This window comes from Mesorhizobium sp. GW821-FHT07A06, assembly GCF_059419085.1.
On sequence record NZ_JBWKRC010000021.1, the window covers coordinates 1 to 25,074 of the forward strand.

At 60.4% G+C, this 25,074-nt stretch carries 21 protein-coding genes and 2 pseudogenes; 14 read left to right on the top strand and 9 right to left on the bottom strand.

Going from position 1 to position 25,074, the window contains the following annotated elements:
- Nucleotides 1–69: 69 nt before the first annotated feature.
- Nucleotides 70–843 (bottom strand): annotated as a pseudogene (locus tag AC07SZ_RS34905) (MurR/RpiR family transcriptional regulator); the annotation flags it as partial.
- A gap of 152 nt (nucleotides 844–995) precedes the next feature.
- Between AC07SZ_RS34905 and AC07SZ_RS34910 the strand changes: the two are divergent.
- The 4 genes from AC07SZ_RS34910 to AC07SZ_RS34925 are packed head-to-tail and all read left to right on the top strand — an operon-like array spanning nucleotide 996 to nucleotide 5,724.
- Nucleotides 996–1,766, top strand: coding sequence for an N-formylglutamate amidohydrolase (locus tag AC07SZ_RS34910; RefSeq protein WP_459912387.1), 771 nt, complete (start codon nucleotides 996–998; stop codon nucleotides 1,764–1,766).
- A 45-nt stretch (nucleotides 1,767–1,811) separates the two neighbouring features.
- Entirely contained in the window at nucleotides 1,812–3,179 is a 1,368-nt protein-coding gene (locus AC07SZ_RS34915) for a glutamine synthetase family protein (RefSeq protein WP_459912340.1), read from the top strand.
- A 17-nt stretch (nucleotides 3,180–3,196) separates the two neighbouring features.
- Nucleotides 3,197–4,582, top strand: a complete 1,386-nt coding sequence (locus AC07SZ_RS34920; RefSeq protein ID WP_494917804.1) for an aldehyde dehydrogenase family protein — start codon at nucleotides 3,197–3,199, stop codon at nucleotides 4,580–4,582.
- Nucleotides 4,579–5,724: an iron-containing alcohol dehydrogenase gene (locus AC07SZ_RS34925; protein WP_459912342.1), complete on the top strand. Its 1,146-nt coding sequence runs from the start codon at nucleotides 4,579–4,581 to the stop codon at nucleotides 5,722–5,724. The genes AC07SZ_RS34920 and AC07SZ_RS34925 overlap by 4 nt, the downstream gene beginning before the upstream one ends.
- 112 nt (nucleotides 5,725–5,836) lie before the next feature.
- Here the strand turns inward: AC07SZ_RS34925 and bhcR are convergent, their stop codons facing one another.
- Nucleotides 5,837–6,649 (bottom strand): HTH-type transcriptional regulator BhcR, encoded by an 813-nt coding sequence (gene bhcR, locus AC07SZ_RS34930; RefSeq protein ID WP_459912343.1) that lies wholly within the window; start codon nucleotides 6,647–6,649, stop codon nucleotides 5,837–5,839.
- Between the two features lie 180 nt (nucleotides 6,650–6,829).
- On the opposite strand from bhcR, the gene bhcA reads away from it, so the two are divergent.
- The 4 genes from bhcA to bhcD are packed head-to-tail and all read left to right on the top strand — an operon-like array spanning nucleotide 6,830 to nucleotide 11,168.
- The gene (gene bhcA, locus AC07SZ_RS34935; protein ID WP_459912345.1) at nucleotides 6,830–8,020 is read left to right on the top strand and encodes an L-aspartate--glyoxylate aminotransferase BhcA; all 1,191 of its coding nucleotides are present in this window, start codon (nucleotides 6,830–6,832) and stop codon (nucleotides 8,018–8,020) included.
- 14 nt (nucleotides 8,021–8,034) lie between these two features.
- Entirely contained in the window at nucleotides 8,035–8,982 is a 948-nt protein-coding gene (bhcB, locus tag AC07SZ_RS34940; RefSeq protein WP_459912346.1) for a beta-hydroxyaspartate dehydratase BhcB, read from the top strand.
- 11 nt (nucleotides 8,983–8,993) lie between these two features.
- Nucleotides 8,994–10,157: a 3-hydroxy-D-aspartate aldolase BhcC gene (gene bhcC, locus AC07SZ_RS34945; RefSeq protein WP_459912348.1), complete on the top strand. Its 1,164-nt coding sequence runs from the start codon at nucleotides 8,994–8,996 to the stop codon at nucleotides 10,155–10,157.
- A gap of 45 nt (nucleotides 10,158–10,202) precedes the next feature.
- Complete coding sequence (gene bhcD, locus AC07SZ_RS34950) at nucleotides 10,203–11,168, top strand: iminosuccinate reductase BhcD (protein ID WP_494917805.1); 966 nt, start codon at nucleotides 10,203–10,205, stop codon at nucleotides 11,166–11,168.
- Here the strand turns inward: bhcD and AC07SZ_RS34955 are convergent, their stop codons facing one another.
- Nucleotides 11,169–11,918 (bottom strand): FadR/GntR family transcriptional regulator, encoded by a 750-nt coding sequence (locus AC07SZ_RS34955; RefSeq protein ID WP_459912352.1) that lies wholly within the window; start codon nucleotides 11,916–11,918, stop codon nucleotides 11,169–11,171.
- A 146-nt stretch (nucleotides 11,919–12,064) separates the two neighbouring features.
- On the opposite strand from AC07SZ_RS34955, the gene AC07SZ_RS34960 reads away from it, so the two are divergent.
- Entirely contained in the window at nucleotides 12,065–13,351 is a 1,287-nt protein-coding gene (locus AC07SZ_RS34960; protein WP_459912354.1) for an NAD(P)/FAD-dependent oxidoreductase, read from the top strand.
- Nucleotides 13,352–13,428: 77 nt separating this feature from the next.
- On the opposite strand, the gene AC07SZ_RS34965 is transcribed toward AC07SZ_RS34960, so the two are convergent.
- On the bottom strand, nucleotides 13,429–14,811 hold the full coding sequence (locus tag AC07SZ_RS34965) for an aminotransferase-like domain-containing protein (RefSeq protein WP_459912356.1): 1,383 nt from the start codon (nucleotides 14,809–14,811) through the stop codon (nucleotides 13,429–13,431).
- 123 nt (nucleotides 14,812–14,934) lie between these two features.
- Between AC07SZ_RS34965 and AC07SZ_RS34970 the strand changes: the two genes are divergently transcribed.
- From AC07SZ_RS34970 to AC07SZ_RS34990, 5 genes are all read left to right on the top strand, one after another.
- On the top strand, nucleotides 14,935–15,921 hold the full coding sequence (locus tag AC07SZ_RS34970) for a dipeptidase (RefSeq protein ID WP_459912357.1): 987 nt from the start codon (nucleotides 14,935–14,937) through the stop codon (nucleotides 15,919–15,921).
- Between the two features lie 102 nt (nucleotides 15,922–16,023).
- Nucleotides 16,024–16,758 carry an ABC transporter permease gene (locus AC07SZ_RS34975; RefSeq protein ID WP_494917806.1) on the top strand — a complete coding sequence of 245 codons (735 nt, stop codon included), beginning with the start codon at nucleotides 16,024–16,026 and terminating at the stop codon, nucleotides 16,756–16,758.
- Entirely contained in the window at nucleotides 16,759–17,817 is a 1,059-nt protein-coding gene (locus AC07SZ_RS34980; protein ID WP_459912361.1) for an ABC transporter ATP-binding protein, read from the top strand. It begins immediately after the preceding gene.
- A 35-nt stretch (nucleotides 17,818–17,852) separates the two neighbouring features.
- Entirely contained in the window at nucleotides 17,853–18,896 is a 1,044-nt protein-coding gene (locus tag AC07SZ_RS34985) for an ABC transporter substrate-binding protein (protein WP_459912362.1), read from the top strand.
- 31 nt (nucleotides 18,897–18,927) lie between these two features.
- A complete protein-coding gene (locus AC07SZ_RS34990; protein ID WP_459912364.1) occupies nucleotides 18,928–19,776 on the top strand; it encodes an ABC transporter permease in 849 nt (282 codons plus the stop codon).
- Here AC07SZ_RS34990 and AC07SZ_RS34995 read toward each other — a convergent pair.
- The 5 genes and pseudogenes from AC07SZ_RS34995 to traA all read right to left on the bottom strand — a co-directional run bounded on the left by AC07SZ_RS34995 (nucleotide 19,773) and on the right by traA (nucleotide 24,968).
- Nucleotides 19,773–20,003: a DUF6118 family protein gene (locus tag AC07SZ_RS34995; protein WP_459912388.1), complete on the bottom strand. Its 231-nt coding sequence runs from the start codon at nucleotides 20,001–20,003 to the stop codon at nucleotides 19,773–19,775. The two genes, AC07SZ_RS34990 and AC07SZ_RS34995, sit on opposite strands and share 4 nt — an antisense overlap.
- Nucleotides 19,900–20,232 carry a hypothetical protein gene (locus tag AC07SZ_RS35000; protein WP_494917807.1) on the bottom strand — a complete coding sequence of 111 codons (333 nt, stop codon included), beginning with the start codon at nucleotides 20,230–20,232 and terminating at the stop codon, nucleotides 19,900–19,902. The genes AC07SZ_RS34995 and AC07SZ_RS35000 overlap by 104 nt, the downstream gene beginning before the upstream one ends.
- An 88-nt stretch (nucleotides 20,233–20,320) precedes the next feature.
- Entirely contained in the window at nucleotides 20,321–20,521 is a 201-nt protein-coding gene (locus AC07SZ_RS35005; RefSeq protein ID WP_494917808.1) for a hypothetical protein, read from the bottom strand.
- A gap of 508 nt (nucleotides 20,522–21,029) precedes the next feature.
- Nucleotides 21,030–21,173, bottom strand: a pseudogene (locus AC07SZ_RS35010) (IS630 family transposase); the annotation flags it as partial.
- Between the two features lie 123 nt (nucleotides 21,174–21,296).
- Nucleotides 21,297–24,968 carry a Ti-type conjugative transfer relaxase TraA gene (gene traA, locus AC07SZ_RS35015; protein WP_494917809.1) on the bottom strand — a complete coding sequence of 1,224 codons (3,672 nt, stop codon included), beginning with the start codon at nucleotides 24,966–24,968 and terminating at the stop codon, nucleotides 21,297–21,299.
- Between the last annotated feature and the right edge of the window lie 106 nt (nucleotides 24,969–25,074).

The window sequence follows — 25,074 nt, forward strand, 5'->3', positions numbered from 1 at the left end:
CCGGGCTAACCGCTTCAATCCAAACAACTTCAAATTCCCTTAGCGTGTATTAATGTAGAAATGCCCACGGAGCCCCTCCACGACGAACATCGTCACGACTGAAGAATCCCATGCCGATGGGACCTCGGTTTCCACGCGAAATACGACCGTCGCCGCCTTGGCGACTTGAGATTTCCACTGATCAGTGAACAGGAGCGTATGTACGCCACGCTCGGCGGCTATTCGGCTGAGCGTTTCGATCTCGCGTTCGTAGCGCCGGATGTCGAAGATTACCAGCACGTCTCCCGACTTCATGTTCAGGGCATAGTGCGGCCAAGTGCTGGGTGTGGGGGCGATCAGCGTGACGTTCGGACGGATTACCTGGCAGTGGGTAAAGAGGTACTCGGCCAGAGATTTGGTGATGCGGCCACCCACGATGTACACGTGGTTGCGCAGATCTTTCAGTAGATCCCGCGCGCGGTCGAAATCGCTCGTTCTGATCCCCGACAGCGTTTCGCGGAGGTTGGCGATCGTCGCGTCGGCGAAGCGGTTTAAGATATGAGTGTCCGGCGCGTCGTTGGCCCAACGATCGTGCTTGGCGATCGGGTTGGACAGGGTTATTTCGAGTTCTTCGTGGATGTGCGTCTGGAAGTCCGGAAAACCCTTGAAGCCGAGTTTGCGCACCATGCGTACGACGGTCGGGGTGGATACGGCGGCCTGTTCCGCGATGGTCGTGATCGATCCCAATGCCGACATCGGATAGTGCGAGGTGAGCGCATTCGCTAGCTGCCGCTCCGACCGGGTCAGGCGGCCAAAGTTGGACCGTATGATGTCTTGGACTGTCGTGTTGGTGCTCAAGCGCATCGTCCTCCCGCATCTCCCCGCCACCTTAGCACCGACCGCGTCTCGCGCCACGCACGGCAAATCAATGAGTGAAGAAAATTTTTCAGAACTTGTTTGACAGTCTAAAATTTCTGAACGATTATTTTCAAGATGAGAAGGACTCGGTGGAACTGTTGAACACGATCCTTGCCGCAGATGAGGGAAACCCGGTTGCCGTGGAGCGTCCGGAGGGCCGCTCGCCCGTTCTCCTGATTTGCGAGCACGCCTCGAAGCTGATCCCGCACAGCCTCGGCGATCTCGGCCTGTCGGAAGAGCTGCGATCCAGCCACATCGCCTGGGACCCGGGAGCGCTCGACGTGTCGCTATTCCTGTCGGACGAGCTCGACGCCTGCCTGATCCATCAGCGCTTCTCGCGGCTTGCCTATGACTGCAACCGCCCGCCGGATGCCGACAGCGCCATCCCGAAGCGGAGCGAAATCTTCGAGATACCCGGCAATGTCGCCGCGAATGCCGAGGAGAAGCAAGCGCGCGTCGACAGCATCTACCGTCCCTTCCAAGCAGCGGTCGCGCAGGAGATCGCGCACCGGAAGGCCGCCGGTAAGCCAACCGTGCTCGTTACGCTCCACAGCTTCACGCCGGTATTCAAGGGCGTGCGGCGCGACACCGAGATCGGCATTCTGCACGACAGCGACACACGTTTCGCCGACAGAATGATCTCCTCGCTCGATCGCGGCTCGGGCTTCGTTGTGCGGCGCAACGATCCCTACGGTCCCGAGGACGGTGTGACCCACACGCTGATCGAACACGGCGTGCGCAACGGCTTGCAGAACGTCATGGTCGAGATGCGCAAAGACCTGCTCGCCGGCGGGACGTCGAGGAAGCGGGTCGAGCAGCATCTGCTGCGGGCCATCGTCGAATCCCTGGGCTCCGAAGAAATCGCCTGAGTCATAGCGATCCCGCGTGATCGAGCACCCTAGCAAGGAAGAGAAATGTCCGGATATTCGTTTGACGAGCTAAAGGCCGATGTCCTCGCGGGACGGATCGACACCGTAATCGTCTGCCAGGTCGACATGCAGGGCAGGTTAATGGGCAAGCGCTTCCACGCGGAGTTCTTTGTCAACGGCGCATACGAGGAGACGCACAGCTGCAACTATCTGCTGGCGACCGATTTCGAGATGGAGACTGTGCCCGGCTACAAGGCGACGAGCTGGCAAGCGGGCTACGGCGACTATGTGATGAAGCCGGACCTGTCGACGCTGCGCCGCGTGCCCTGGCTGGAGGCGACGGCCATGGTTCTGTGCGACGTGCTCGACTATCACACGCACGAGGAGGTCGCGCATTCGCCGCGCGCCGTGCTGAAGAAGCAGGTCGCCAAGCTTGAGTCGATGGGCCTGAAGGCGTTCATGGCCACCGAACTGGAATTCTTCCTGTTCGACCAGAGTTATGAGGAGGTGCAGGAGCAGGGCTATCGCGACCTGCGCACGGTGGGCGGCTACAACGAGGACTATCACATCTTCCAGACCACCAAGGAAGAAGATGTGATGCGCGCCATCCGCAACGGCCTGCAGGGCGCCGGCATCCCGGTCGAGAACACAAAGGGCGAGGCTTCGGCAGGGCAGGGCGAGGTCAACGTGCGCTACGCCGACGCGCTGACCATGGCCGACCGCCATGTCATCATCAAGAACGCCTGCAAGGAGATCGCCTGGTCGCGCGGCAAGTCGATCACCTTCCTGGCGAAATGGAACGCCAAGGCGGCTGGCAGCTCGTCGCACATCCACCAGTCGCTGTGGAGCGCCGACGGTAAGACCCCAAAATTCCTCGACGAGGGCGCCGAATACGGCATGTCGCCGCTGATGCGCCACTACGTCGCCGGCCTGCTCGCCCACGCGTCGGAGATCACCGTCTTCCTCGCGCCCTACATCAATTCGTACAAGCGCTTCGTCGCGGGCACCTTCGCTCCGACCAAGGCAATCTGGAGCAAGGACAACCGCACGGCTGGATATCGTCTCTGCGGCGAAGGCACCAAGGGTATCCGCATCGAATGCCGGGTCGGCGGCTCCGACCTCAACCCTTATTTGGCGATGGCCGCGCTGATCGCCGCCGGCATCGACGGCATCGAGCGTGAGTTGCCGCTGGAAGCGCCCTTCGTCGGCGACGCCTATAGCGGTACGCAGGTGCAGGAGATTCCGCGGACGCTCCGCGACGCGACTGTGGCGCTCGACGAGTCCAGCCTGCTGCGCGCGGCCTTCGGCGATGAGGTAATCGACCACTATGTCCGCGCTGCCCGCTGGGAGCAGGAAGTCGCGGACAAGCTCATCGCCGACTGGGAAATCGCCCGCGGCTTCGAAGGCTGCTGAGGTTTAAGGGTAGGACCGTGACAATTCTGAAATGCATCTCGCCCATCGACGGTTCGGTCTATGCCGAGCGCCCGACGCAATCGTTTGAGGAGGCGAGCGCTGCCATCGCCAAGGCGCGCGCCGCGCGTAGAGACTGGGCCGGGCAGCCGCTCGACAAGCGCGTGAAGCTCGTCATGGCCGGCGTCGCGCGGCTGAACGAGATGGTCGACGAGGTGGTGCCCGAACTCGCCCACATGATCGGGCGGCCGGTACGGTATGGCGGCGAGTTCAGGGGCTTCAATGAGCGCTCCAACTATGTCGCGTCGATCGCCGGCGAGGCGCTGGCGCCGCTGGTCGTGGAGGACAACGCAAGCTTCACGCGCCAGATCCTGCGCGAGCCGCACGGCGTCGTGCTGGTCATCGCGCCGTGGAACTATCCCTACATGACGGCGATCAACACGGTCGCCCCGGCGCTGATGGCGGGCAACACCGTCGTCATCAAGCATGCGACTCAGAGCCTGCTGGTCGGCGAGCGTATGGTGCGTGCCTTCGTCGAGGCCGGCGTGCCCGAGGACGTCTTCCAGAACCTCTTCCTCGACCACCAGACGACGTCGGACCTGATCAAGGCCCGGCAGTTCGACTTCATCAACTTTACCGGCTCGGTCGAGGGCGGGCGCTCGATCGAGCGGGCCGCTGCCGGCACCTTCGTCGGGCTCGGGCTCGAACTCGGCGGCAAGGATCCCGGCTATGTGATGGAGGACGCCGACCTCAATGCTGCGGTTGACACGCTGATGGACGGCGCGATGTTCAATTCCGGGCAGTGCTGCTGCGGCATCGAGCGCGTCTATGTGCATGACTCGCTCTACGATGCCTTTGTGGAGAAATCAGCCGCATGGGTATCGAACCTCAAGCTCGGCAATCCGCTCGATCCCGAGACGACGCTTGGGCCGATGGCGAACAAGCGTTTTGCCGCCGAGGTGCGTACCCAGGTCGGCGAGGCGATCGCCGCCGGCGCGGTCCCCGTCGTCGATGCGGCGAACTTTCCGCAGGATGACGGCGGAGCGTACCTCGCGCCGCAGATCCTCACCAATGTCGATCACACGATGCGGGTGATGCGCGACGAATCCTTCGGCCCGGTCGTCGGCATCATGAAGGTCTCTGGCGACGACGAGGCGCTGGCGCTGATGAACGACAGCGAATTCGGTCTCACCGCATCACTGTGGACCAAGGACCCCGAGCACGCATCGCGCATCGGCGCCGACATCGAGACCGGCACCGTCTACATGAACCGCGCCGACTATCTCGATCCCGCGCTGTGCTGGACCGGCGTCAAGAACACCGGGCGCGGCGGCGGCCTGTCCTTCATCGGCTTCCAGAACCTGACGCGTCCGAAATCCTATCACCTCAAGAAGGTCACAGCATGAGCATCACCGCAAACTGGAGCTATCCGACCGCCGTCAAGTTCGGCGCCGGGCGGATCAGGGAACTTGCCGACCACTGCAAGGCAGTCGGCATGAAGCGGCCGCTGCTGGTGACGGATCGCGGCCTCGCGCCGCTGCCGATCACGCAGAATGCGCTAGATATCCTCGACGCAGCCGGGCTCGGCCGCGCGATCTTCGCCGATGTCGATCCGAACCCGAACGAGAAGAACCTCGAAGCCGGCGTGAAGGCGTTCAAGGACGGCGGCCATGACGGCGTCGTGGCCTTCGGCGGTGGCTCGGGCCTCGACCTCGGCAAGGCGGTCGCATTCATGGCCGGTCAGACGCGGCCAGTCTGGGACTTCGAGGATGTCGGCGACTGGTGGACGCGCGCCTCGGTCGAAGGCATCGCGCCGATCGTCGCTGTGCCGACCACGGCCGGCACCGGCTCGGAAGTCGGCCGCGCCTCGGTCATAACCAACTCGGACACCCACACGAAAAAGGTGATCTTCCATCCGAAATTCCTGCCGGCGGTGACCATCTGCGATCCCGAGTTGACGGTCGGCATGCCGAAGGTCATCACGGTCGGCACCGGCATGGACGCCTTCGCTCACTGCCTCGAGGCGTACAGCTCGCCGTTCTACCACCCGATGAGCCAGGGCATCGCGCTGGAAGGCATGCGGCTGGTGAAGGAAAACCTGCAGAAGGCGGTCAAGGACGGGTCCGACATCGAGGCGCGCTCGCATATGATGTCGGCGGCGGGTATGGGCGCGGTGGCCTTCCAGAAAGGACTCGGCGCGATCCACTCGCTGTCGCACCCGGTCGGCGCGATCTACAGCACGCATCACGGCATGACCAACGCGGTCGTGATGCCGCCCGTTCTGCGCTTCAACCGTCCGGCGGTGGAGGAGAAGCTCGCGCATGCAGCGGCCTATCTCGGCATCGCCGGCGGCTTCGACGGTTTTTACGATTTCGTACTCGGATTGCGCTCGGATCTCGGCGTTCCGGACAAGCTTGCGCCGCTCGGCGTCGGCACCGACCGCATCGACGAGATGGCGGCGATGGCGATCGTCGATCCGACCGCAGGCGGCAATCCTGTCGAGCTCACCCTGGATGCCGCGAAGAAGCTGTTCGCAGAGAGCATCTGATCGTTGGCCCCGGCGCAAGCCGGGGTCGACCCAAGCACTTCCGGTGAGCAGCAGTGCCCCTGGAAATACTTGTTTTTTTATGCATTTCCGATCGTGAGCGTGCTGTGACGGGTTAACTTGCGCCGAGGCGCCTTGATATCTCGCGGGCAGCCTCTGTGACGAGCAGGCCCATCTCGCGGATGCGTGCATCCGGCATCCTCGGGGTTGGGCCGGAGATCGAAATACCGGCGACAGCCTCGGAGTGGCCGTTCAAGATGCATGCCGCGACGCAGCGCATTCCGATCGTCCTTTCTTCGTCATCGAACGAGTAGCCCCGCTGGCGGGTAGCCTGCACTTCCTTGCGCAGACTGCCTGCCGTCGCAATCGTCTTGTCGGTGAATCGCGGGAAACTCGTCGCCTTGATGAAAGCTTCGAGCCTCTCCTCGTCAAAAGCGCTCAGCAGGGCCTTGCCGATGCCCGACGCGTGCAGCGGAGACCGGGCGCCGGGCGGAAAATAGGCGCGGATCGTCTCGTGCGATTCGACTTGGCTGACGAACAGCACATGGCCTTCGCGTTCGATACCAAGATTGGATGTCTCGCCTGTGCTGGACATCAGCTCGCGCATCACGGATCGGCTGCGCTCGACAATGTTGGTGCGGCGCACGAAGGCCGAGCCGAGCCTGAACGCCTCTGGTCCCACGAACCATTCTTGGCGCTCCGGGCTTGTCTCGACGTAACGGCGTTGCTCGAGCGTCGCCAGTACACGGTACATTGTGGCCGATGATTGGCCGAGATGCACTGACAGTTCGGTCAGGGTGATGCCGTCATGGGCGGCCAGCGCCTCAAGCACGTCGATGCCGCGATCCAGTGACTGGATGCCCATGGCCGGGGAGGGCGATTTTGTTCCCTTTGGACGTCCGCGCCTTCTGCCCACCCGCTCTGTCATCGCACCTTTCCATTATGCAGATTCTTATCTCGGAAATCGCATGTCTCAAAATGAAAAAATTTAAATCACTGATTGAAATGGTATTTCCTGAGATATCATGCAAAGCGAAAAAACATTTCAAAAAAATTTATCTAGATTTCGCTCCGTGATAGAGATTTCATCGAGCAAGGATCAGACGTCGTGACCAGCCAGAATCCTATTTTCATTCCCGGCCCGACCAATATCCCGGAAGTTTTGCGAAAGGCCGTCGACATGCCGACGGTCGACCATCGCAGCCCGCTGTTCACCAAGATCCTGCATCCCGCTCTGGACGGGGTGAAGAAGGTCCTGAAGACAGGACTTGCGGAAATCATCGTCTTCCCGTCGACCGGAACGGGTGGATGGGAAGCGGCGATCACCAACACGCTGTCGCCCGGCGACAAGGTGCTGGCGACACGCAACGGAGTATTTAGCCACCGCTGGATCGACATGTGTCAGCGGTACGGACTCGACGTCGTGGTGGTCGCCCAGCGATGGGGAGACGGCATATCAGCCGATCGCCTCGCGGAAATCCTCGCTGCCGACAAATCACATGAAATCAGGGCCGTTCTCGCAACGCACAACGAGACGGCAACCGGCGTCCGCTCCGACATCGCCGCCGTGCGCGGCGCGCTCGATGCCGCCGGGCATCCTGCCATGCTGTTAGTCGATGGCGTCAGCTCGATCGGGTCGATGGATTTTCGCATGGACGAATGGGGCGTCGACATTGCCGTCACAGGCTCGCAAAAGGGGTTCATGCTTCCGCCGGGGTTGGCGATTGTCGGCCTTTCGCCGAAGGCGATGGAGTCGGTTGCCGACGCCAGACTGCCGCGCACCTTCTTCGACGTGCGCGACATGATCAGCAACTATTCCGCCGGAGGGTTTCCATACACGCCCCCGGTCGGCTTGCTGAACGGCTTGAAGACCGCGACCGAGATGCTGCTCGATGAGGGGCTCGAAAACGTCTTTGCCCGGCATCGTCGTATAGCGGAAGGTGTCCGCCGCGCGGTCGATACTTGGGGGCTGCACCTCTGTGCGATGCGGCCGGAGCTTTACTCCGACACCGTCAGCGCCATCCGGGTTCCGGACAATTTCGATGCAAACAGGATCATCGCGCACGCGCTGAACGTCTACGGCGTTTCGTTCGGTACCGGCCTCGGGGAACTGGCGGGCAAAGTGTTCCGCATCGGCCATCTCGGCAGCCTGACCGAAGTGATGGCGCTGTCCGGTCTCGCCACCGCCGAGATGGCCATGGCCGACGTCGGCTTGCCGATCAGGCTTGGTTCCGGTGTCGCTGCGGCTCAGGAGTACTATCGTCTTGGGGCAGCCAATACCCGGCAGAAGGCCGCATGATGAAGGAAGTGTCCATGTATATTCCCACGCTAGTAGATATACGCGCCGCGCGCGCCCGCATCACCCCACATATCCACGTCACCCCGGTGCTGACCTCGCGCATGCTGGACGAGCTATCCGGCGCGGAACTGTTCTTCAAATGCGAGAATTTTCAGAAGGCCGGCGCCTTCAAGACCCGCGGGGCCAGCAATGCCGTGTTCGGCCTGTCGGACGAACAGGCGGCGAGGGGCGTCGCGACACATTCCAGCGGCAACCACGGCACCTGCCTGTCCTATGCTGCCAAGCAGCGCGGCATCCCCTGCACGGTCGTGATGCCGCGCACCGCGCCGCAGGCCAAGAAGGACGCCGTGATGGGATATGGTGGTCGCGTGGTGGAATGCGAGCCGTCGACCTCCAGCCGCGAGGCTGTTTTCGCTGAGGTGGTGGCTGAGACCGGCGCCGAATTCGTCCACCCTTACAATGACCACCGCGTCATAACCGGCCAGGCCACCTGCTCGGCTGAACTGATCGAACAGGTCGATGGCCTTGATGCCGTGATCGCTCCGATCGGCGGCGGCGGCATGGTGTCGGGAACCTGCCTGACGCTCTCTGGTCTGGCGCCGCACATAAAGGTCTATGCGGCCGAGCCGGAACAGGCCGACGATGCCTACCGCAGCTTCAAGGCCGGGCACATCATCGCCGACGACGCACCGAACACGGTCGCCGACGGGCTCAAAGTGCCGCTGAAGGAGCTGACCTGGCACTTCGTCCAGAAGCATGTGACCGACATCCTGACGGTCTCCGAAGAGGAGATCGTCGAGGCCATGAAGCTGATCTGGAAACGCCTGAAGATCGTCATGGAGCCGTCCAGCGCAGTGCCGCTAGCAACCATCCTGAAGAACCCGAAAACCTTCGCCGGCAAGCGCGTCGGCGTCATCGTCACCGGCGGCAACGTTGATCTCGACAAACTGCCGTGGAACTGAGGAAAGTAATAATGAACGCACCGACGAATTTCGCCAGCTACGAGGTTGGCTTCGACGTCCCGGCACTGCCCGGCATGGACGAAGCCGAGATCCAGACGCCTTGCCTGATCCTCGATCTCGACGCGCTGGAGCGCAACGTCAGGAAGATGGGCGATTACGCCCAGGCGCACGGCATGCGCCACCGCGCCCACGGCAAGATGCACAAGTCGGTCGACGTGCTGAAGCTGCAGATGGAACTGGGCGGCGCCATCGGCGTCTGCTGCCAGAAGGTCTCCGAAGCGGAGGTCTTCGCCCGTGCCGGCATCAAGGACATCCTCGTCTCGAACCAGGTGCGCGACGCCGCGAAGATCGATCGGCTTGCCCGCATGCCAAAACTCGGCGCGCGCGTCATCGTCTGCGTCGACGACCTTGCCAACGTCGCCGAACTGTCGGCTGCGGCGCAGGCCCACGGCACGGTGCTTGAATGCTTTGTCGAGATCGACTGTGGCGCCGGCCGCTGCGGCGTGAAGACGACCGATGAGGTAGTAACGATCGCCAAGGCGATCGCTGCCGCGCCGAACCTGAAGTTCAGCGGCATCCAGGCCTATCAGGGCGCCATGCAGCACATCGACGGCTATGAGGATCGCAAGGCCAAGCTCGACGCTGCCGTCGCGCAGGTCAAGGATGCCGTCGCCGGCCTGAAAGCAGCGGGCCTCGAGCCCGAGCTGGTCTCGGGCGGCGGAACCGGCTCCTACTATTTCGAGACGGAGTCAGGAGTTTACAACGAGCTGCAATGCGGCTCCTACGCCTTCATGGATGCCGACTACGGGCGTATCCTCGACAAGCAAGGCAAGCGCATCGACCAAGGCGAGTGGGAGAACGCGCTCTTCATCCTGACATCTGTGATGAGCCACGCCAAGGCCGACAAGGCGATCTGCGATGCCGGCCTCAAGGCACAATCGGTCGATAGCGGGCTGCCTTTCGTCTATGGCCGCGACGATGTGAAGTACATCAAGTGCAGTGACGAGCACGGTGTCATCGAGGACACGACCGGGGTCCTGAAAATCAACGAGAAGCTGCGCCTGGTTCCCGGCCACTGCGACCCGACCTGCAACGTTCACGACTGGTATGTCGGCGTCCGCAACGGAAAGGTCGAGACGCTCTGGCCGGTCTCGGCCCGCGGCAAGGCATACTAAATATGTACCGGGCCAGGCCCCGGTACCTTCACCGGCAGAGATATCATGATCATCATCCCCGAACGCGACATTGCCGGACTTGTATCGGCCGCCGATTGTTTTGTGGCGGTCGAGCAGACGTTCGCTTCCATGGCAAAGCAGTCGGCCCGCAACTTCCCGGTAATACGCGAGACCATCGGCCATGCCGATGCGCTCTACGGCTTCAAGTCGGGCTTCGACCGCGCGAGCCTCGCGCTGGGGCTTAAGTCGGGTGGGTATTGGCCGAACAATACGCAGAAGGGGTTGACCAACCACCAGTCCACGATCTTCCTGTTCGACGCCGATACCGGCCGCTGCCGCGCCATTGTCGGCGGCAATCTCCTGACGGCGCTGCGGACGGCTGCCGCTTCGGCTGTCTCGATCAAGCACTTGGCTCGAGCGGACTCCAAAGTGCTCGGCATCGTGGGCGCCGGACACCAGTCTACGTTTCAGCTCAGGGCCGCGCTCGAACAACTGCCGTTCGAGAAAGTCGTGGCCTGGAACAAGACGCCTGAAAAGCTGGAGCGTCTTGCAAGCGTGGCGCAGGAGAAAGGCCTGCCGTTCCAATCCGTGAGCCTCGAGCAACTGTGCGGCGAGGCCGACGTCGTCATCACCATCACCTCTTCGTTCAGCCCGGTCATCACGGAAGGGCTGATCCGCCCCGGCACCCACCTGGCGTGCATGGGCACCGATACGAAAGGAAAGCAGGAAGTAGCTCCCGAAATCGTCGCGGCATCGACGCTCTTCACCGACGAAGTGGCGCAGTCGACATCCATTGGCGAGACCCAGCACGCGTTCAGGCTCGGCATGGTCGACGCAGCGGCGATCGTGCCGATCGGCGACGTGGTCAACGGCGATCACCCGGGGCGTCAAAGCGCGGAGGAAATAACGCTGTTCGACGGCACCGGTGTGGGACTTCAGGACCTGGCCGTGGCTTCCGCCGCCGTCGACCTTGCCCTGGTCCGTGGCACGGCCATCGAAATCGACGCGTAGTTACTCGCCGGCCACTGCGGTCTGATGTTCTCGATTGAGCCTGTCGAGCGCATCCTGCGTCCAGATGACATTGTCGCGTGCTGCCCGTTCCGCTTCCCTATGATCGCGCCTGCAAATAGCCTCGGCCATTTGCTGGTGGAGCGGGACGGCATCGCGGAATGCGCCGGGCGTGGATGTCGTCATGGCGATCTGCTGCCGCATGATGTGGCCGATCAACGTCCCGGTGTAGACGAGCAGGCGGTTTCGCGACGCGCGAAAGACGGCGAGGTGGAACTGCAGGTCCGCGTCCTGGGCGTGTTCGTCGGAGCTTCTGTCCGAGATGCGGTCACTTTCTTCCGCCAGGATATTGTAAAGATCGAGTATCTCCTTGCGATCGGCGTCGGTCGCATTCTTGGCGGCCGCGCTTGCAGCCGCGGGTTCGAAGATCAGTCGGAACTCAACGAATTCTCGGATGTAATTCGTTCTCGGGCCGAATTCCCAAAGCCAGTTGAGAACGTCGAGATCCATGACATTCCAGTTGCGTTCGGGCTCGACGCGGATCCCGACTTTCGGCTGCGCCGAAATCAGGCCTTTCTGGCTGAGCACGCGCAGGACTTCGCGCAAGACGCCCCGGCTGGCGCCGAGCTGCTCGCACAGTTTGGGTTCCGGCGGGATCATTCCGCTCTCGCCGTAGTGCCCGCTGACGATCTGCCGGCCAAGCTGATTGAGCGTGTGTGAAAATAGGGAGGGCCTTCGGGCGAGCTCCGGCATTTCGAGACTCCGACATGCTGCGTGGACAACCTCCTACACATCAATCTTGCGGTTGACACAAGCTCTAATTATATGAGTAATGCGCCTACTCATATGATTAGAGGGACGATCCTCCCGTGCTCCTTCCGACGACCGAAGAAACAGCCATGCCCACGGCGCTTCCGAAGATGCCGAAAGACGGCCGTTCCTACGTCGTCGTGGTAGGTGCAGGTGTCGTCGGCCTCTCGGCAGCTCTTTGGCTGCAAAAGGCGGGGCATCCGGTCGCGATCATCGATCCGGAGCCGCCGCTGCCCGGAGCTTCCTATTTGAACGCGGCGAGCTTCGGCAATGCCTGCACCATAGCACTTGGCGCCTGCATACCCGTCGGAACGCCGGGCATTCTGCGCGACGTACCCGGCATGCTCTTGAAGCGTAGCAGCCCGCTGTCCATCTTCTGGGACGACCTACCGCGGCTTCTGCCTTGGCTCGTCGACTTCCTGCGCGCTTCCAGCAAAACGGAATTCGATCGTATCGTCGGCGTCCTCGGCCGGTTGATGAGGTTGGCGGAGGCGGGGCACAATCCGCTGTTCGAAGAGGCGCAGGCGACGCATCTGAAGAAGTCGCACGGATGCCTTTATCTTTACCGGTCATCGGCCAGCTTCCAGCGCGCTCATCGCGATATCGAACTGCGGCGGCGCGAAGGCGTGCGCATGGAGATACTCGACAGGAAGGCTGTCAAGGAGCGCGAGCCGCATTTGGCGCCGCTCTACAGCAACGGGCTGTTGTTCAGCGACGCATACCGGATAGACGATGCGCTGCGATACGCTCAGTCGCTGGCGGCATTGTTTCAGAAGAAGGGTGGCAAGTTCCTGAAGGGCCGTGCGCGGGCTATCGATCCGGGTGAGCAAAACATCGCTGTACACTGCGAGGATGGGCGCTCGGTTAAGGCGGATCAAGTCGTGGTCGCGGCAGGCGGATGGTCGCGCCAGCTAGCGCGTACCGTCGGCGACAGGATACGGCTCGATGTCGAGCGCGGTTATCACGTCCTTTTCCCGCGCGACGGGGACCTTCTGAGTGCTCCGACATGCTATCCCGAGTACGGCTTCTACATGACTCCGCTGGGCGAGGGGCTGCGATCGGCGGGCACGGTCGAACTGGGCGGGCTCGGCAAGCCCGCGCGGGCGGCGAGAACCGCGGTCATCGAGAAGATGAGTCGCGTTCTCCTGCCGGGATTGAGGGACGCCGGCAGGACGTGGCTCGGCTACCGTCCTTCCATGCCGGATTCGCTTCCCGTGATCTCGAAATCACCCACAGATCCGAGAGTGGTTTATGCGTTCGGCCACGGCCACATAGGGCTCACGCTTGCGGGCATCACTGGGCGGCTCGTCTGCGATCTCGTCGGCGGGCATACCCCCGTGATTGATCTGCATCCGCTGCGCGCGGACAGGTTTTAGGGGCGCTCGCGCTCTGCCGGTGGTGACTGCGGTGCAAGCCGTCAATTTGCCGACGCATGCACCTAGTCTAGAGCGAGTTACGCCTCTATCGCCCTTTGGATGAGGACCAGAGCGTCTTCCCAACATGCGTCATCCGTGGCCGAGCCTTTGTACAATCGCAAGGCATTGGTTTGCGCTGATCCGGTCGTGAATACAGTCGAAGGTACGACGCCGACCCCCTCCATACGCAGATACTCCGTCATCTCATGCGCCTTGATCTCTGGGGGCAGGCTCACCCACAAACAATTGCCTTCTGGCCTGCAGTGCTTGCTGATCCAATTTCCGAGAAGTTCAATGGCGGCCCTATGGCGTTTCACCAGCAGTTCTTGAAGGTCGGTAACGAGATCGCGAATACTGTCCCCCGAAATGATGTCTTGAACGACGCGGACCGTTATCGGGTCGACCATCCAAACCGTCGCGCGCAGGCCTTGCATGACATTTTCCCTGAAGACGGCTGGATAAGCGAGAAAACCGCACCGTAGTCCCGGGGCTAGCACCTTGCCAACGGACGAAACGTGAAACGTGCGTTCGGGGTAAAGCTCAATCATGCTCGGCAAATCAATCAACGACAGGGGACGATAAATGTCGTCTTCAATGATGTTTAAAGCGCATCTATCGGCAATCTCGGCAATCGCTTTGCGGCGCTCCAGAGGCAACGTGACGGATCTGGGGTTGTCCAACGTGGGAATGAGGTAGATCGACCTCACACGCGGATTGTGGGCATGACGTTCGATTTCTTGGACGATGATGCCTTCATCGTCGACATCGACGCCTATCAGACCCAAACCGAGCATCTGTGCAGCGCTCTTGATGCCTTGGTACGCAATACTGGGTACCAACACGACATCTCCGGGTTTCATCGTTGCTCCCAGCGCGACGAAGAGTGCGTGTTGCGCGCCTGCCGTAATTGCGATCTGCTCACAGGCAACGTTCACGCCAGCAGCGGTGAGCCACAATGAGCCGATGTGTCTGACATCGGTAGAGCCGGCCGACGGTTGATACTCGCGTAGCGACGAAATGGTTCGGGCGTTACCGACCACGCGTTCGATCGCCGCCGAAACCGCCTCACCAAACACTGCGCCCTGACGCTTTACGACCGACAGGTCGTTTCGCGGCAGGGTGCGCAGTCGCTCATATACGGGTGGCATATGGTCCAGCTCTTTCCCGCGCACGATCGTGCCTTGGCCTGCCTTGGCAGAGACGACTCCTCGATCCTTCAGAAATCGCACGGCCTTGGTCACTGTGGTGACGTTTACTCCAAGCGCTTCCGCCAAAACTCGGTGTGATGGAAGCTTAGCCCTGTGCTTGAGGTTGCCGTCACTGATGTGGGACGACAGCGCATTGGCTATTCGTACGTATACCGGCTGAGGCTGCCGGTCTTCGCGGACAGCCTTGCAGATTGCGTCGAGTGCACCATCCACAGCTGCGTTTCCTCCGTTCTGTCGAGTTATCAAGGCTCTCGTCCCATCCGGTTGACACTCCAATTATTGTATGTCACACATCTTTTATCGTGTGTCACATATCCGTGTTTCCAAAGGCTCCCAATGCTCGATGTACAAGCCCCTAAGTCGTATGAGGATTTGGTAGTAGTCGACTCGCTGTTGATTTGCCTTTTCGATCGACCAATTTTTCAAGAAATGCACAGCGCGGGACTCACGTTGGCGAATTGTACCTGCAGTGTGTGGGAAAATTTTTCTGACACGATGAAAAATGTAGCGCACTGGAAGCGGATGTTCCGTGAAAACAATGACATCATTCGTCAAGTCAAAACGGTTGGCGAGCTTGATCTTCCTAAAAAGGAAGGGAAGGTAGGCATAATACTCAGCTGGCAGAATACGTCTGGGATCGACGGGAATCTTGATTTTCTGGAGATATACAATGATTTAGGCGTAAAATGTATTCAGCTTACCTACAACACTCAAAATCTGATCGGCACCGGATGCTACGAGAGCACCGATAACGGTTTGACCGATTTTGGACGTGATGCCGTCCGCGAACTGAACCGGCTGGGAATCCTGATTGACCTCTCCCATGTAGGCGAGCGCGGGGCCGATCAGGCATGCGATATTTCCTCTAAGCCCGTTGCCTACACACATTGCTGCCCCACGTCGCTCAAATCACACCCCCGAAACAAGAGTGATGCCACATTGAAGAAGATCGCCAATAAGGGCGGCTTTGTAGGGGTAACCGTTTTCCCGCCCTTGTTCCCAAAGCGGGGCGATGTGTCTACAGTAGACGATTTCGTCGACACGCTAGAGTACATGATCAATCTCGTCGGCGAGGAACATGTCGGGATCGGGACCGACTTTTCGCAAGGCCAGCCTTGGTCGTTCCAGGAATGGGTAATGCATGATCAAGGCAACGGAAGAAGGCTCACCACATTCGGTGAACTGACGTTTCCGAAAGGTCTGGAGAGAATCTCCGAATTCCCGAATATCTATACTGCGATGCAAAGGCGCCGGTGGGCCAGCAGTCGCATAGAAAGGGTACTCGGACAGAACTGGCTTCGCCTGTTGCGGGACGTCTGGTAGACGACGATGTATTCTGAACGCCTGGATCGATTTAGGAACGTAGGCCAGAGTGTAACTTTTGCCGCTATGGTAGTCATCGGCTTCGGAGTTATATTGCTTCCGTTGCTGCTGATCATCTGGTTGAGCTTCTTCCAGAATGCGGTTCTGGCGCTGCCTCCGTCTGCATACACTTTGTCGTGGTATGCGCAACTCGCCGATCAGTCGGTATTCGTAAACGGCTTCGTCAACAGCTTTGTAGTGGCATTGCTTGCAACGGCGATCGGTCTAGCTGTTTCAATACCTGCATCCTTTGGCATCGTTCGTGGTAATTTTCTCGGCCGCGAATTGATGATGCATTTTCTGACGGCTCCGTTAACGGTCCCCGCCATCGTCATCGGTGCTGGGCTTTACGTGGCGTTCATCTTCGTCGAGATCGCTACGGATCTGCCATTGGTTGGCAACAGAAGCGGTTTGATCGCGGGTCACGTTCTCTTGACCATACCTTGGTGTGTCAGGCTGATCACGGCAAACCTCAGCGGCTTTGACATCACGATCGAGCACGCGGCCCAAAGCCTTGGCGCCTCACCGGTGAAATCTGTTCTACTCGTGACCATACCGGGCATTTGGCCAGGTCTGGTCGCTGCGGCGCTCTTCGGCTTCGTCGTCAGTTTCAGCAACCTCGAAGTTTCGCTGTTTCTTGTCTCCCCAGGTCAGACGACGCTTCAGATCGCGATACTCCAATACTTGGAATGGAAGATCGATCCGCTTATCGCGGCCGTATCCGTGGTTCAGACAGCCATCGTGGCCATCGCGTTGCTCATAACAAACAAATTTGTTCCACTTACCCGGGTTGTATGAATGGCGACGCTCAAGATCCAAAACTTGGTCAAGCGATACGGCTCCTTCACGGCCGTAGATAACCTTGATCTCGATGTCGCAGAGGGTGAGTTTGTCGTGCTGTTGGGGCCATCGGGCTGCGGGAAGACGACAACACTCAAAATGATCAGCGGCTTTATCGAAGCTGATTCTGGCAAAATCCTGATTGGCCCCAAAGATATCACCCGGCTGCCGCCATACCGGCGGAATTTGGGAGTTGTCTTCCAAAACTATGCTTTGTTCCCGCATATGAGCGTCTATGAGAACGTCGCCTTTCCGCTGAGGCGGCGTCGCTCGAACAAGTCGGAAATCGATCTGCAGGTAGTCGAAGCTCTACGCCTTGTGCAACTCGACCACCTCGCATCCCGCTTGCCGAAGGAGTTATCCGGCGGACAACAGCAACGTGTGGCCATCGCTCGCGCACTCTCCTTCAAGCCTGAGGTACTGCTCTTGGACGAGCCATTGTCTAACCTCGACGCGAAACTGCGGCTTGAAGTCCGCGAGCAGATCCGGCAGCTCCAAAGAAAGTTGGGCATTACAACCGTAATGGTCACGCATGACCAGGAAGAGGCGATGAGTGTGGCAGACAGGCTCGTTGTCATGAAGTCCGGCGTGGTTCAGCAAATCGGCAGCAGCCGGGACGTCTATCAGCGTCCCTTCAACCAGTTCGTGGCGTCGTTCATTGGTTCTGCCAACTTTCTGGAAGGAGGTATCCGCGACGGAATGTTTTGGACAACGGATGATGTTGCGTTTCCGGGATCACACCTCCCGAAATCGACGCGACGCGCAGTACTGCGCCCGGAGGCGATTATTTTGTCTCCGGTTGGAGACAGCGGCCTGGCACGCCCAACGGCAACAGTCGAAGAAGTCGTTTATCTGGGCGCGCACTCAGAGATAGCCCTGCGCATAACACCAAACCTGAGACTGATCGTGAGACAGCAGAACGATATGTCGCGCGATAGCAGCCAAGAACCGTGCCGTCCCGGACAAACTGTAAATTACGAGATAGGCACGGCGGCGATTCAACCTATCTCGGACTGATCGAGACACCCACAATAAAAAGGGGAGTAAGTAGGATGACTGAAAAAATATCGCGCAGAAACTTTACGACACTTTTGGCAGGGGCCAGCGTTGCGACGATAGCGATGCCTTCGATCGTCCGGGCGCAATCGCGACCTGTTGTCGTCGGTACGTGGGGGGGCGATTACCAGACGGGCCTGCAGAACTACATATCCGCGCCGCTTGTGAATCCCAAGGGCTATGATGTGGTCTATGATGGCGCGTCAGAAGCGCCACGAAAAGTGAAACTCTTAGCGGAGCGGCGCCTGCCGCGAGGTTCGATGGACGTAGCCGCGCTGACGGCAGCGGGATCGTTCGAGATGTTCAAAAACGACGCAATCACTCAGATCGACTATTCCCGGATTCCGATGGCCGCCCATATCCCGGAAAATCTCAAGTCTGAATATCTTATTCCGCAATATTATACGACGCGTGTCATCCTTTACAATCCAGAAAAAGTAACCACCCCGCCAACATCCTATGCCGACCTGTGGAAACCGGAATATGCCGGCCGGGTAGGCGTGATTGACATCCAGTACCAGACAACGATCGAGTCCGCCGCGCTCGCATTTGGCGGCTCTCTCACCGACTACGAGCCTGGCAAGGAGAAATTGCTCGAGCTGAAGGAAAGCGGCGTCCGCGTTTATCCAACGAACGAGGCGATGGCGCAGGCATTGCAGACAGGCGAATGCTGGGTTTGCATCATGTGGCATTCACGCGGCGTTCTCTGGCAAAATGCCGGCGTCCCGATCGAGATCGCGGTTCCTTCAGAGGGGTCTGTGGTCTATCTCACAGGCTTCTCGATCCCGTCGAATGCCCGCGAGGTGGACGGGGCCTATGAGTTTCTAAATGCTCAACTAGAGGAATCCGCGCAGATCGGCTTTGCAAAAGATCTAGGCGGCACCCCGGTAGTCGATGGAGTCACGTTGCCTCCAGACCTCGCCCGCCGCGTCATCTACACGCCCGAGCAGCAGAGTGCGTTCATGTTCCAGGATAATGAATATCTCGCCGCCAACGACTCCCAGCTCAAGAGTTGGTGGGACAGGGTGTTCAAGGGTTGATCGAGCCACGTTTCAACAAGTGAGGGAGATCATGGTCCGGCGTTTACATTCCACATCATTGGTCATGCCTGCGGCGATTGTGATCGCCGTGCTCCTTGTTCTCCCTCTCCTGCTCATGTTCAGGTACAGCCTGAACGCCTTCGTGCCTGGCCAGTTTATGGTCGAAAGCCTGACGATCGCCAATTATCAGATGGCTTTCACTGACCCTTACTACCGTAAGGTACTGCTTGAAACGATCCTGATGGCGGCGCTTGTAACCGCCGCATGCATCATTCTTGGGCTGCCCCTTGCGCAATTTCTATCGCGGACAAGTGCGAGGTGGAAATCCATTCTTCTGTTCTTTGTCATCACGCCATTGTTCATCGGCAATGCGGTGCGCTCCGCAGGCTGGATGATAGCCTTCGGCCAGCAGGGATTGGTCAACGAGTTCTCGATATTCGTCGGCATCATCGACACGCCGGTCGACATAATGTTTACACCGGTCGCGGTTTTCATCGGACTTGTTTCGGTGAATTTGCCGTTCGTAGCTCTGACCATGCAGAGCGTTCTGGACGGGATCGATCGCTCGGCGGAACAGGCGGCGCTGAGCCTTGGCGCAACTAAGCTTAGCACCTGGTATCTCGTGACATTGCCACAGGCGCGGCCAGGCGTAATCGCGGCCAGCATCTTATCTTTCATCTTGGCCATAAACGCCTATGCCACACCCGTATTGCTGGGTGGTCCGAGCTTTCGCATGATGGCGCCAGTGCTGGCGGACGAGATACTCCAACAGAACAACTGGCCGATGGGCGCAGCGCTGGCTTTGCTGATGATTTCAATCACTGTTCTGTTGACGTTGATGATTAGCTTCCGGATATCGAAGGTTGAAAAGAATAATTAGAGACGCTGGCACCCAGGTTTCTGAGTAAAACTTGTTAGTCGTCGTCTCAGCGACGTCGCCAGTTGATGGGCTAGTAAGCTGAACCGGCTAAGCGCCATCCCTATCAAGCTCTCGCCACTACGCTCAAGGACGGCCGCATAGTGCTGCGCCCGCTGTCGGAGAATGGGGCGGCTGCTCGATGCCGTGCGTAAGGACCGTATGTCCGCCTCTGCCGGTGAGGTGACCAGCCGCGCGCGGTCCGATGCGCCTCAATGGCCAACATGAGGGCGGCCGGATCCCGATGATCCATGCCGCCAATGCATCGACCGGGGCGAGATCGAGCATCGACAGGCTTTCAGTGGCGTGCTCGACCAGCTTGGACGCAAACGTCTGGGCGTCGATGATCTCGTCGATATCGGGGATGCGCTCGTTCTCCCGTTCTCCGTCACCGGAACCGGATTGATCGATTGATCGCATGGCCGGTGTGAGCGCGCCGTCGGCGAAAAGACCGCGAAGCCGTCATCGAGGTTGGAATGGACCAAAACCTTGACGGGCTGCGCCGCGATCAGCCCAGCGCCGTAACGGTCGCCTCGGTGGTGGCGACATCGTCATCCCAGTCCGGCAGGCGGAACGTGAAATACTGACCGAGATTTCCGATCGTGGTCACGCCGGCCGCCAGAGCGGCGCGCGTGTTCTCGACTGCGCCGGGCAGACCCAGCATGAAATCGCCGAAGTACGGCGCCGCCCGCACTCGCGTCTCCAACAACCCGCCCGATTTCCAGGACTCTCTCTCAAGCCGGAGGAGAAGAGGGTCTCAGGTCAGTGCCCTGTGGGGCAGCGACTGGCCGCATAGCCAAGGCCATCAACACGCCTCGCCCCGGTATATAAATGTTCTTTTTGCGCGGCCCCGAAAACTTGTTAATCGAAGTGCTCGAACGAGTTTCCTGAATGTGGTCAATCGCGACGTTTGACGGTGCCGTCCGACATCGCCAGCAGGGCGATGTCGGGCCATCCCAGAAACACTCGCAGGGCGGAGGAATCGAGACGGAATAACTTTACTGGGGTCACGCAGTTCGCTGCAGAAGCGGCTTGGCGCTGAATGCCACCGCGATGTCTGGCTCGGGGATTCGAAACGGCGCGCGCAAATCGATCGTGTATTTTCTGTTCAATTCTGCGGTTCTGACATGCATCAACATGTGGGCACCTCGGAGAGACCAGCGCATTTGCTGTTTCTTGTCCGAGACGACATCCAGGCTCCAGCGCTGGTTGAGGGCGGGGCACCATGCGCCGATCTGCGCCCGCGCAATCCAGCGGATCGCGCTGAATACTCCCACGCCGAACCGTGCCGCCTCTTGCCGTGCCGACATACCTTCCGCTGAAGCCTTCAGGACCCGCGACCGAAGCTCTACTATATCGATCCTACCTTTGGTGGCCTGGAAAACGATCGAACCCCATTATCTGGCTGTGGTCGAATGGCGGAACGCCGTTGTCGCATGGTTACAAAGCGTCTGGTAATTAGGACGCGCTGACCACGCTTTCAATTACCGTTCCAGCCCTCGATCGCGCGTCCGGCCCCGCTGAATATCGAGTTTCTGTTGTTGCGCCCGTTCGAGGGCATAGTCTCGCCGGATAACAATTTCCTTCGCCCGGTTCGTGATCCGCGCTACATCCTTGATCCGATCGACATTGCGGGCAGTTTCGGGAAGCTGTGATCGGGTGCGTTCCAGCGCCTTGTCTATATCGCGGTGATCGCTGCTGCCGAACCGGCTCTGCATGGCCTTGGCAATAGTTTTGGCTTCATCGAGCGCCTGCTTGCCCTCCGACGAACGTTCGAGCTGATCCATGAAGGCGTTTCGCTCCTTGGCATCCCTGATCTGGTCGAGCTGCTTCAAAAGCGCCTCGCTGCGCGGTGTCAGACCGGGAACCTCGACGCGATCGTTCTTGTCGCGCCGCCATTGCTCAGCTTCCTTTTCCTCGCCGTAGCGTCGGGACCATGTCTTTCCAGCCGCGTCCAGATGCGAACTCATCGCCTCGGCGCGTTTCAGGGCGGTCTTGCGCTCGGCATTGGCGCCGAACAGACCGGACTTGCCACGCAGCTCCCCGAACCGCTCCGGCTGGCGTTTGAGAACCATCGACATGTTGCGCTCGCCCTTGCCGCCCTCGATGGCGCTGCGCATCTTGTCGGTGACAGCACCGGGGTCTTTGTAAACTTCCTTCGCCAGCTTCTCGACCGACTGCCAATGACGATCAAAATCGGGCGCGGCCTTCTCGCGCGCCACAGCTTCAACGCTGCGCGCATGATTGGTCTGCGCTGGCACCAGCGGTGCGACCTGGCCACGCTCCTGCAGATCGACGCCAACGGCCGCCGGCGCAATCTCCTGGCGCACCTGTTTCTCTGAGGATGCACCAGAATGAGCGGCGAGATCCTGGGCGGAGTTTTCCCGTCCAAGATCCTGGGTGCGGGCCTGCGCCTCGCGCGGAATTGCGATGTCGCTCCTGATCCCGAAACGCTCGGCCAGGCCCCGCCGCTCTGCATAGGCCGCCGCATAATCGAGCGTCGTTTCCTTGACTCCCGACCGCGACAGACGAGATTCCATCTGCTGGCGTGCAAGGTCACGATCATTGTGAACGGTCCAGCTTTGACGATCGGCCTGCCGGCCATCCGGCAGACGAACGCTCTCCGATCCTTTCCGCTCAAGCCCGACCTGCGAGCCGATCGCCGGCGCGGCCTCGCGCATGGCGCGCTCAAGATCGACACCCCAGGCCGTGCTTTTCTGGCCGGACGCATCCTGAACCGTCACAAAATAGCTTTCGCTGTTGCCGGCCTGGTTCTCGAACGGGGCCTTGCCATGCGCGACCAGCATTCCCGTCTTACCCCCCTGTCCCGACTGCCCGGCAAACTCCTGCCTGTCACCATAGAGCTGCACAGCGTCCCGGTGACGGGTCATCGCCACATAGGTCAGATGCCGATCCATGGTGGCCGACGCCATGACAAAGGCTCGATCGACGGTCGCGCCCTGCGATTTGTGGATGGTGGTGGCATAGCCATGATCGAAGGCCCCGTATCGGCCTACAGGGACGCTCACAGCGCGATCCTTGCCGTCGAGGACGGCGACCAGCATGGGGCCGACACCCGGCGTTTCGCTGTCTACGCGCTCCACGGTGCCCAGCATGCCGTTTTTGACGCCAAGATCGCGATCGTTTTCCAGAAACACGATGCGATCGCCCGGTGCAAAGTCGCGCTTGCCGTCATTGGTCTGCAAACTGACCTCGCCGGCGTCATCGCCCTTGCCGGGCACATTGCCCTTGGCCAGCTCGCCCTTGTCCTGGAGCCGGGAGCGAATATCGGCATTGAGGGCGCGAACATCGGCACGGCGATGTGCAAGGGCAACGCGGCTACCGTCCGGACGCGCCGCGCGATCGGCCATATAGTCCTGAACGATGAAGTCGCGCGCCTCGTCTTTCGTCTCGAGCATTTTGACGTGACCGCGATCGGCATAGGCGGCAAGCCCCTCGGCCGTGCGGTTGGTGGCGAAGGAAACCGACGCGACACGCTGCCAGTCCTCGCGCTGCCGGCGAATGTCTGTCAGCTCGGCCGCACCGATCTGCTCGGTGACGGCCCGGAACGGTGCCCCTGCCCCGATCGCCTGAACCTGCTCGTGATCGCCGACCAGCACGACCTTGGCCCCTGCCTGCTGCGCCTCGACAATGATGCGGGCGAGCTGGCGGCTTTCGATCATGCCCGCCTCATCGATGACCAGAACATCGCCACGGCCCAGCTTGCCGCGTGGAGTGCCCCCACTAGGTGGGTGCCAACCATGCTCCCATGACGCCAGGGTGCGGCTTTTGATGCCCGACGATTCCTCAAGCCCCTCGGCCGCCTTGCCGGCGAGCGCGGCACCGTGAACGCGATAGCCTTGTGCTTCCCACGCCTCGCGCGCAGCGGCGAGCATCGTGGACTTGCCCGCCCCGGCGAATCCGACAACGGCCGCGATGCGCTCCGGCCCGGTGACATGGGCAATCGCTGCCCGCTGCTCGTCGGATAGACGCGCCGTACCGATAGCCTTGTCCGCCTCGCTGCGATTCAGCTCGCCAGCCTCGACCCTGGCCGCAACCGAACTGGCAACGCTGGACCGGATGGCCGCATCCTGCCGGCCCATCGCAACTTCGACATGCCGCGGCTCGACGCGATAGCTCCTGTCATCGGCCATCTGCACCGCGGCCTCGGCCATGCGCCCTTCGACCTCGACCATTTCGCGGGTCGAATAGCGGGCAAGCGTGCCCTCGCTCGCCGGCTGAAGCTCGACCAGGGCCTTTGATGCCATCACCGACGAAAACGCATTCTGGAAGGTCTGCGCATCGCCATCGAGATAACGATGCAGCGCCCGCGCTATATCGTGCCGGTCGAACACACTCTTTTCACGCGACACGACCGCCAGCACCTGTTCGGGCTTCTGGCGGATCAGCTCGGCATTACGCTCGGCCGCCTCTTTATCGAGACGCCCTCGTGAGACCTCCCCGCCCCGGCGCTGCATCTGCGTGGCATGGACGCCCATATGCTCGGTCGGCGAAAGCTCAAGGCCGCGCTCGGAATGGGACCGATGATCAATCCGAACATCCAGCCCCGCCCGTTCCAGATGCCGGTTGGCGCAAAGCTCCCAAGACTGCCGGATATCGCGAAGCTGCATATGTGTGGTCGGCCGGTCATTGGACAGCAGCCACTTGTTGTCCCGCTCGATATCTGTCTTGCCGCCCAGCCCTTCCGCGCTGACCGTTCGCGTCGTCATCAACAGGTGGGCATGATGATTGCGAATGTCGGTTTCGCCATTCGGCTCATGGATAGCGATATCGACCGCCGCGCCATATCTATTGGCAAGCTCGTTGGCGAACTCCCGCGCCAGCTCCCGGCGCTGGTCGCAATCCAGCTCATGGGGCAGCGCAATCTCAAATTCGCGAGCGACACGCGCATCCTTGCGTGGCTCGGCTGCCTCAGCCGCATTCCATAAAGCCGATCTGTCTTTCGCCCATTCTACGGACACCCCATCCGGCAATACGATCTCAGCATGCGCAATGCCCTGCTTGCGAGTAAAATCGTGAACCTGACCGTCGCGTTCATTGGTCAGCTTGTCGCCAGACCGATACGCGGCGGCGGCAACGGAACTGCGCCCACTGCCACGAGAAATCGGCTTCATGCTGGCGTGATAGATTGCCAACGACGATCTGGCTCCCTGTTATCGGCTCTGCTGCGCCTTGAGTTGCCTAGCAACTCGTAAGTGCGCCCTTAGTAACCTCAATCGCTTCGCTCAATCGGCCACGGTG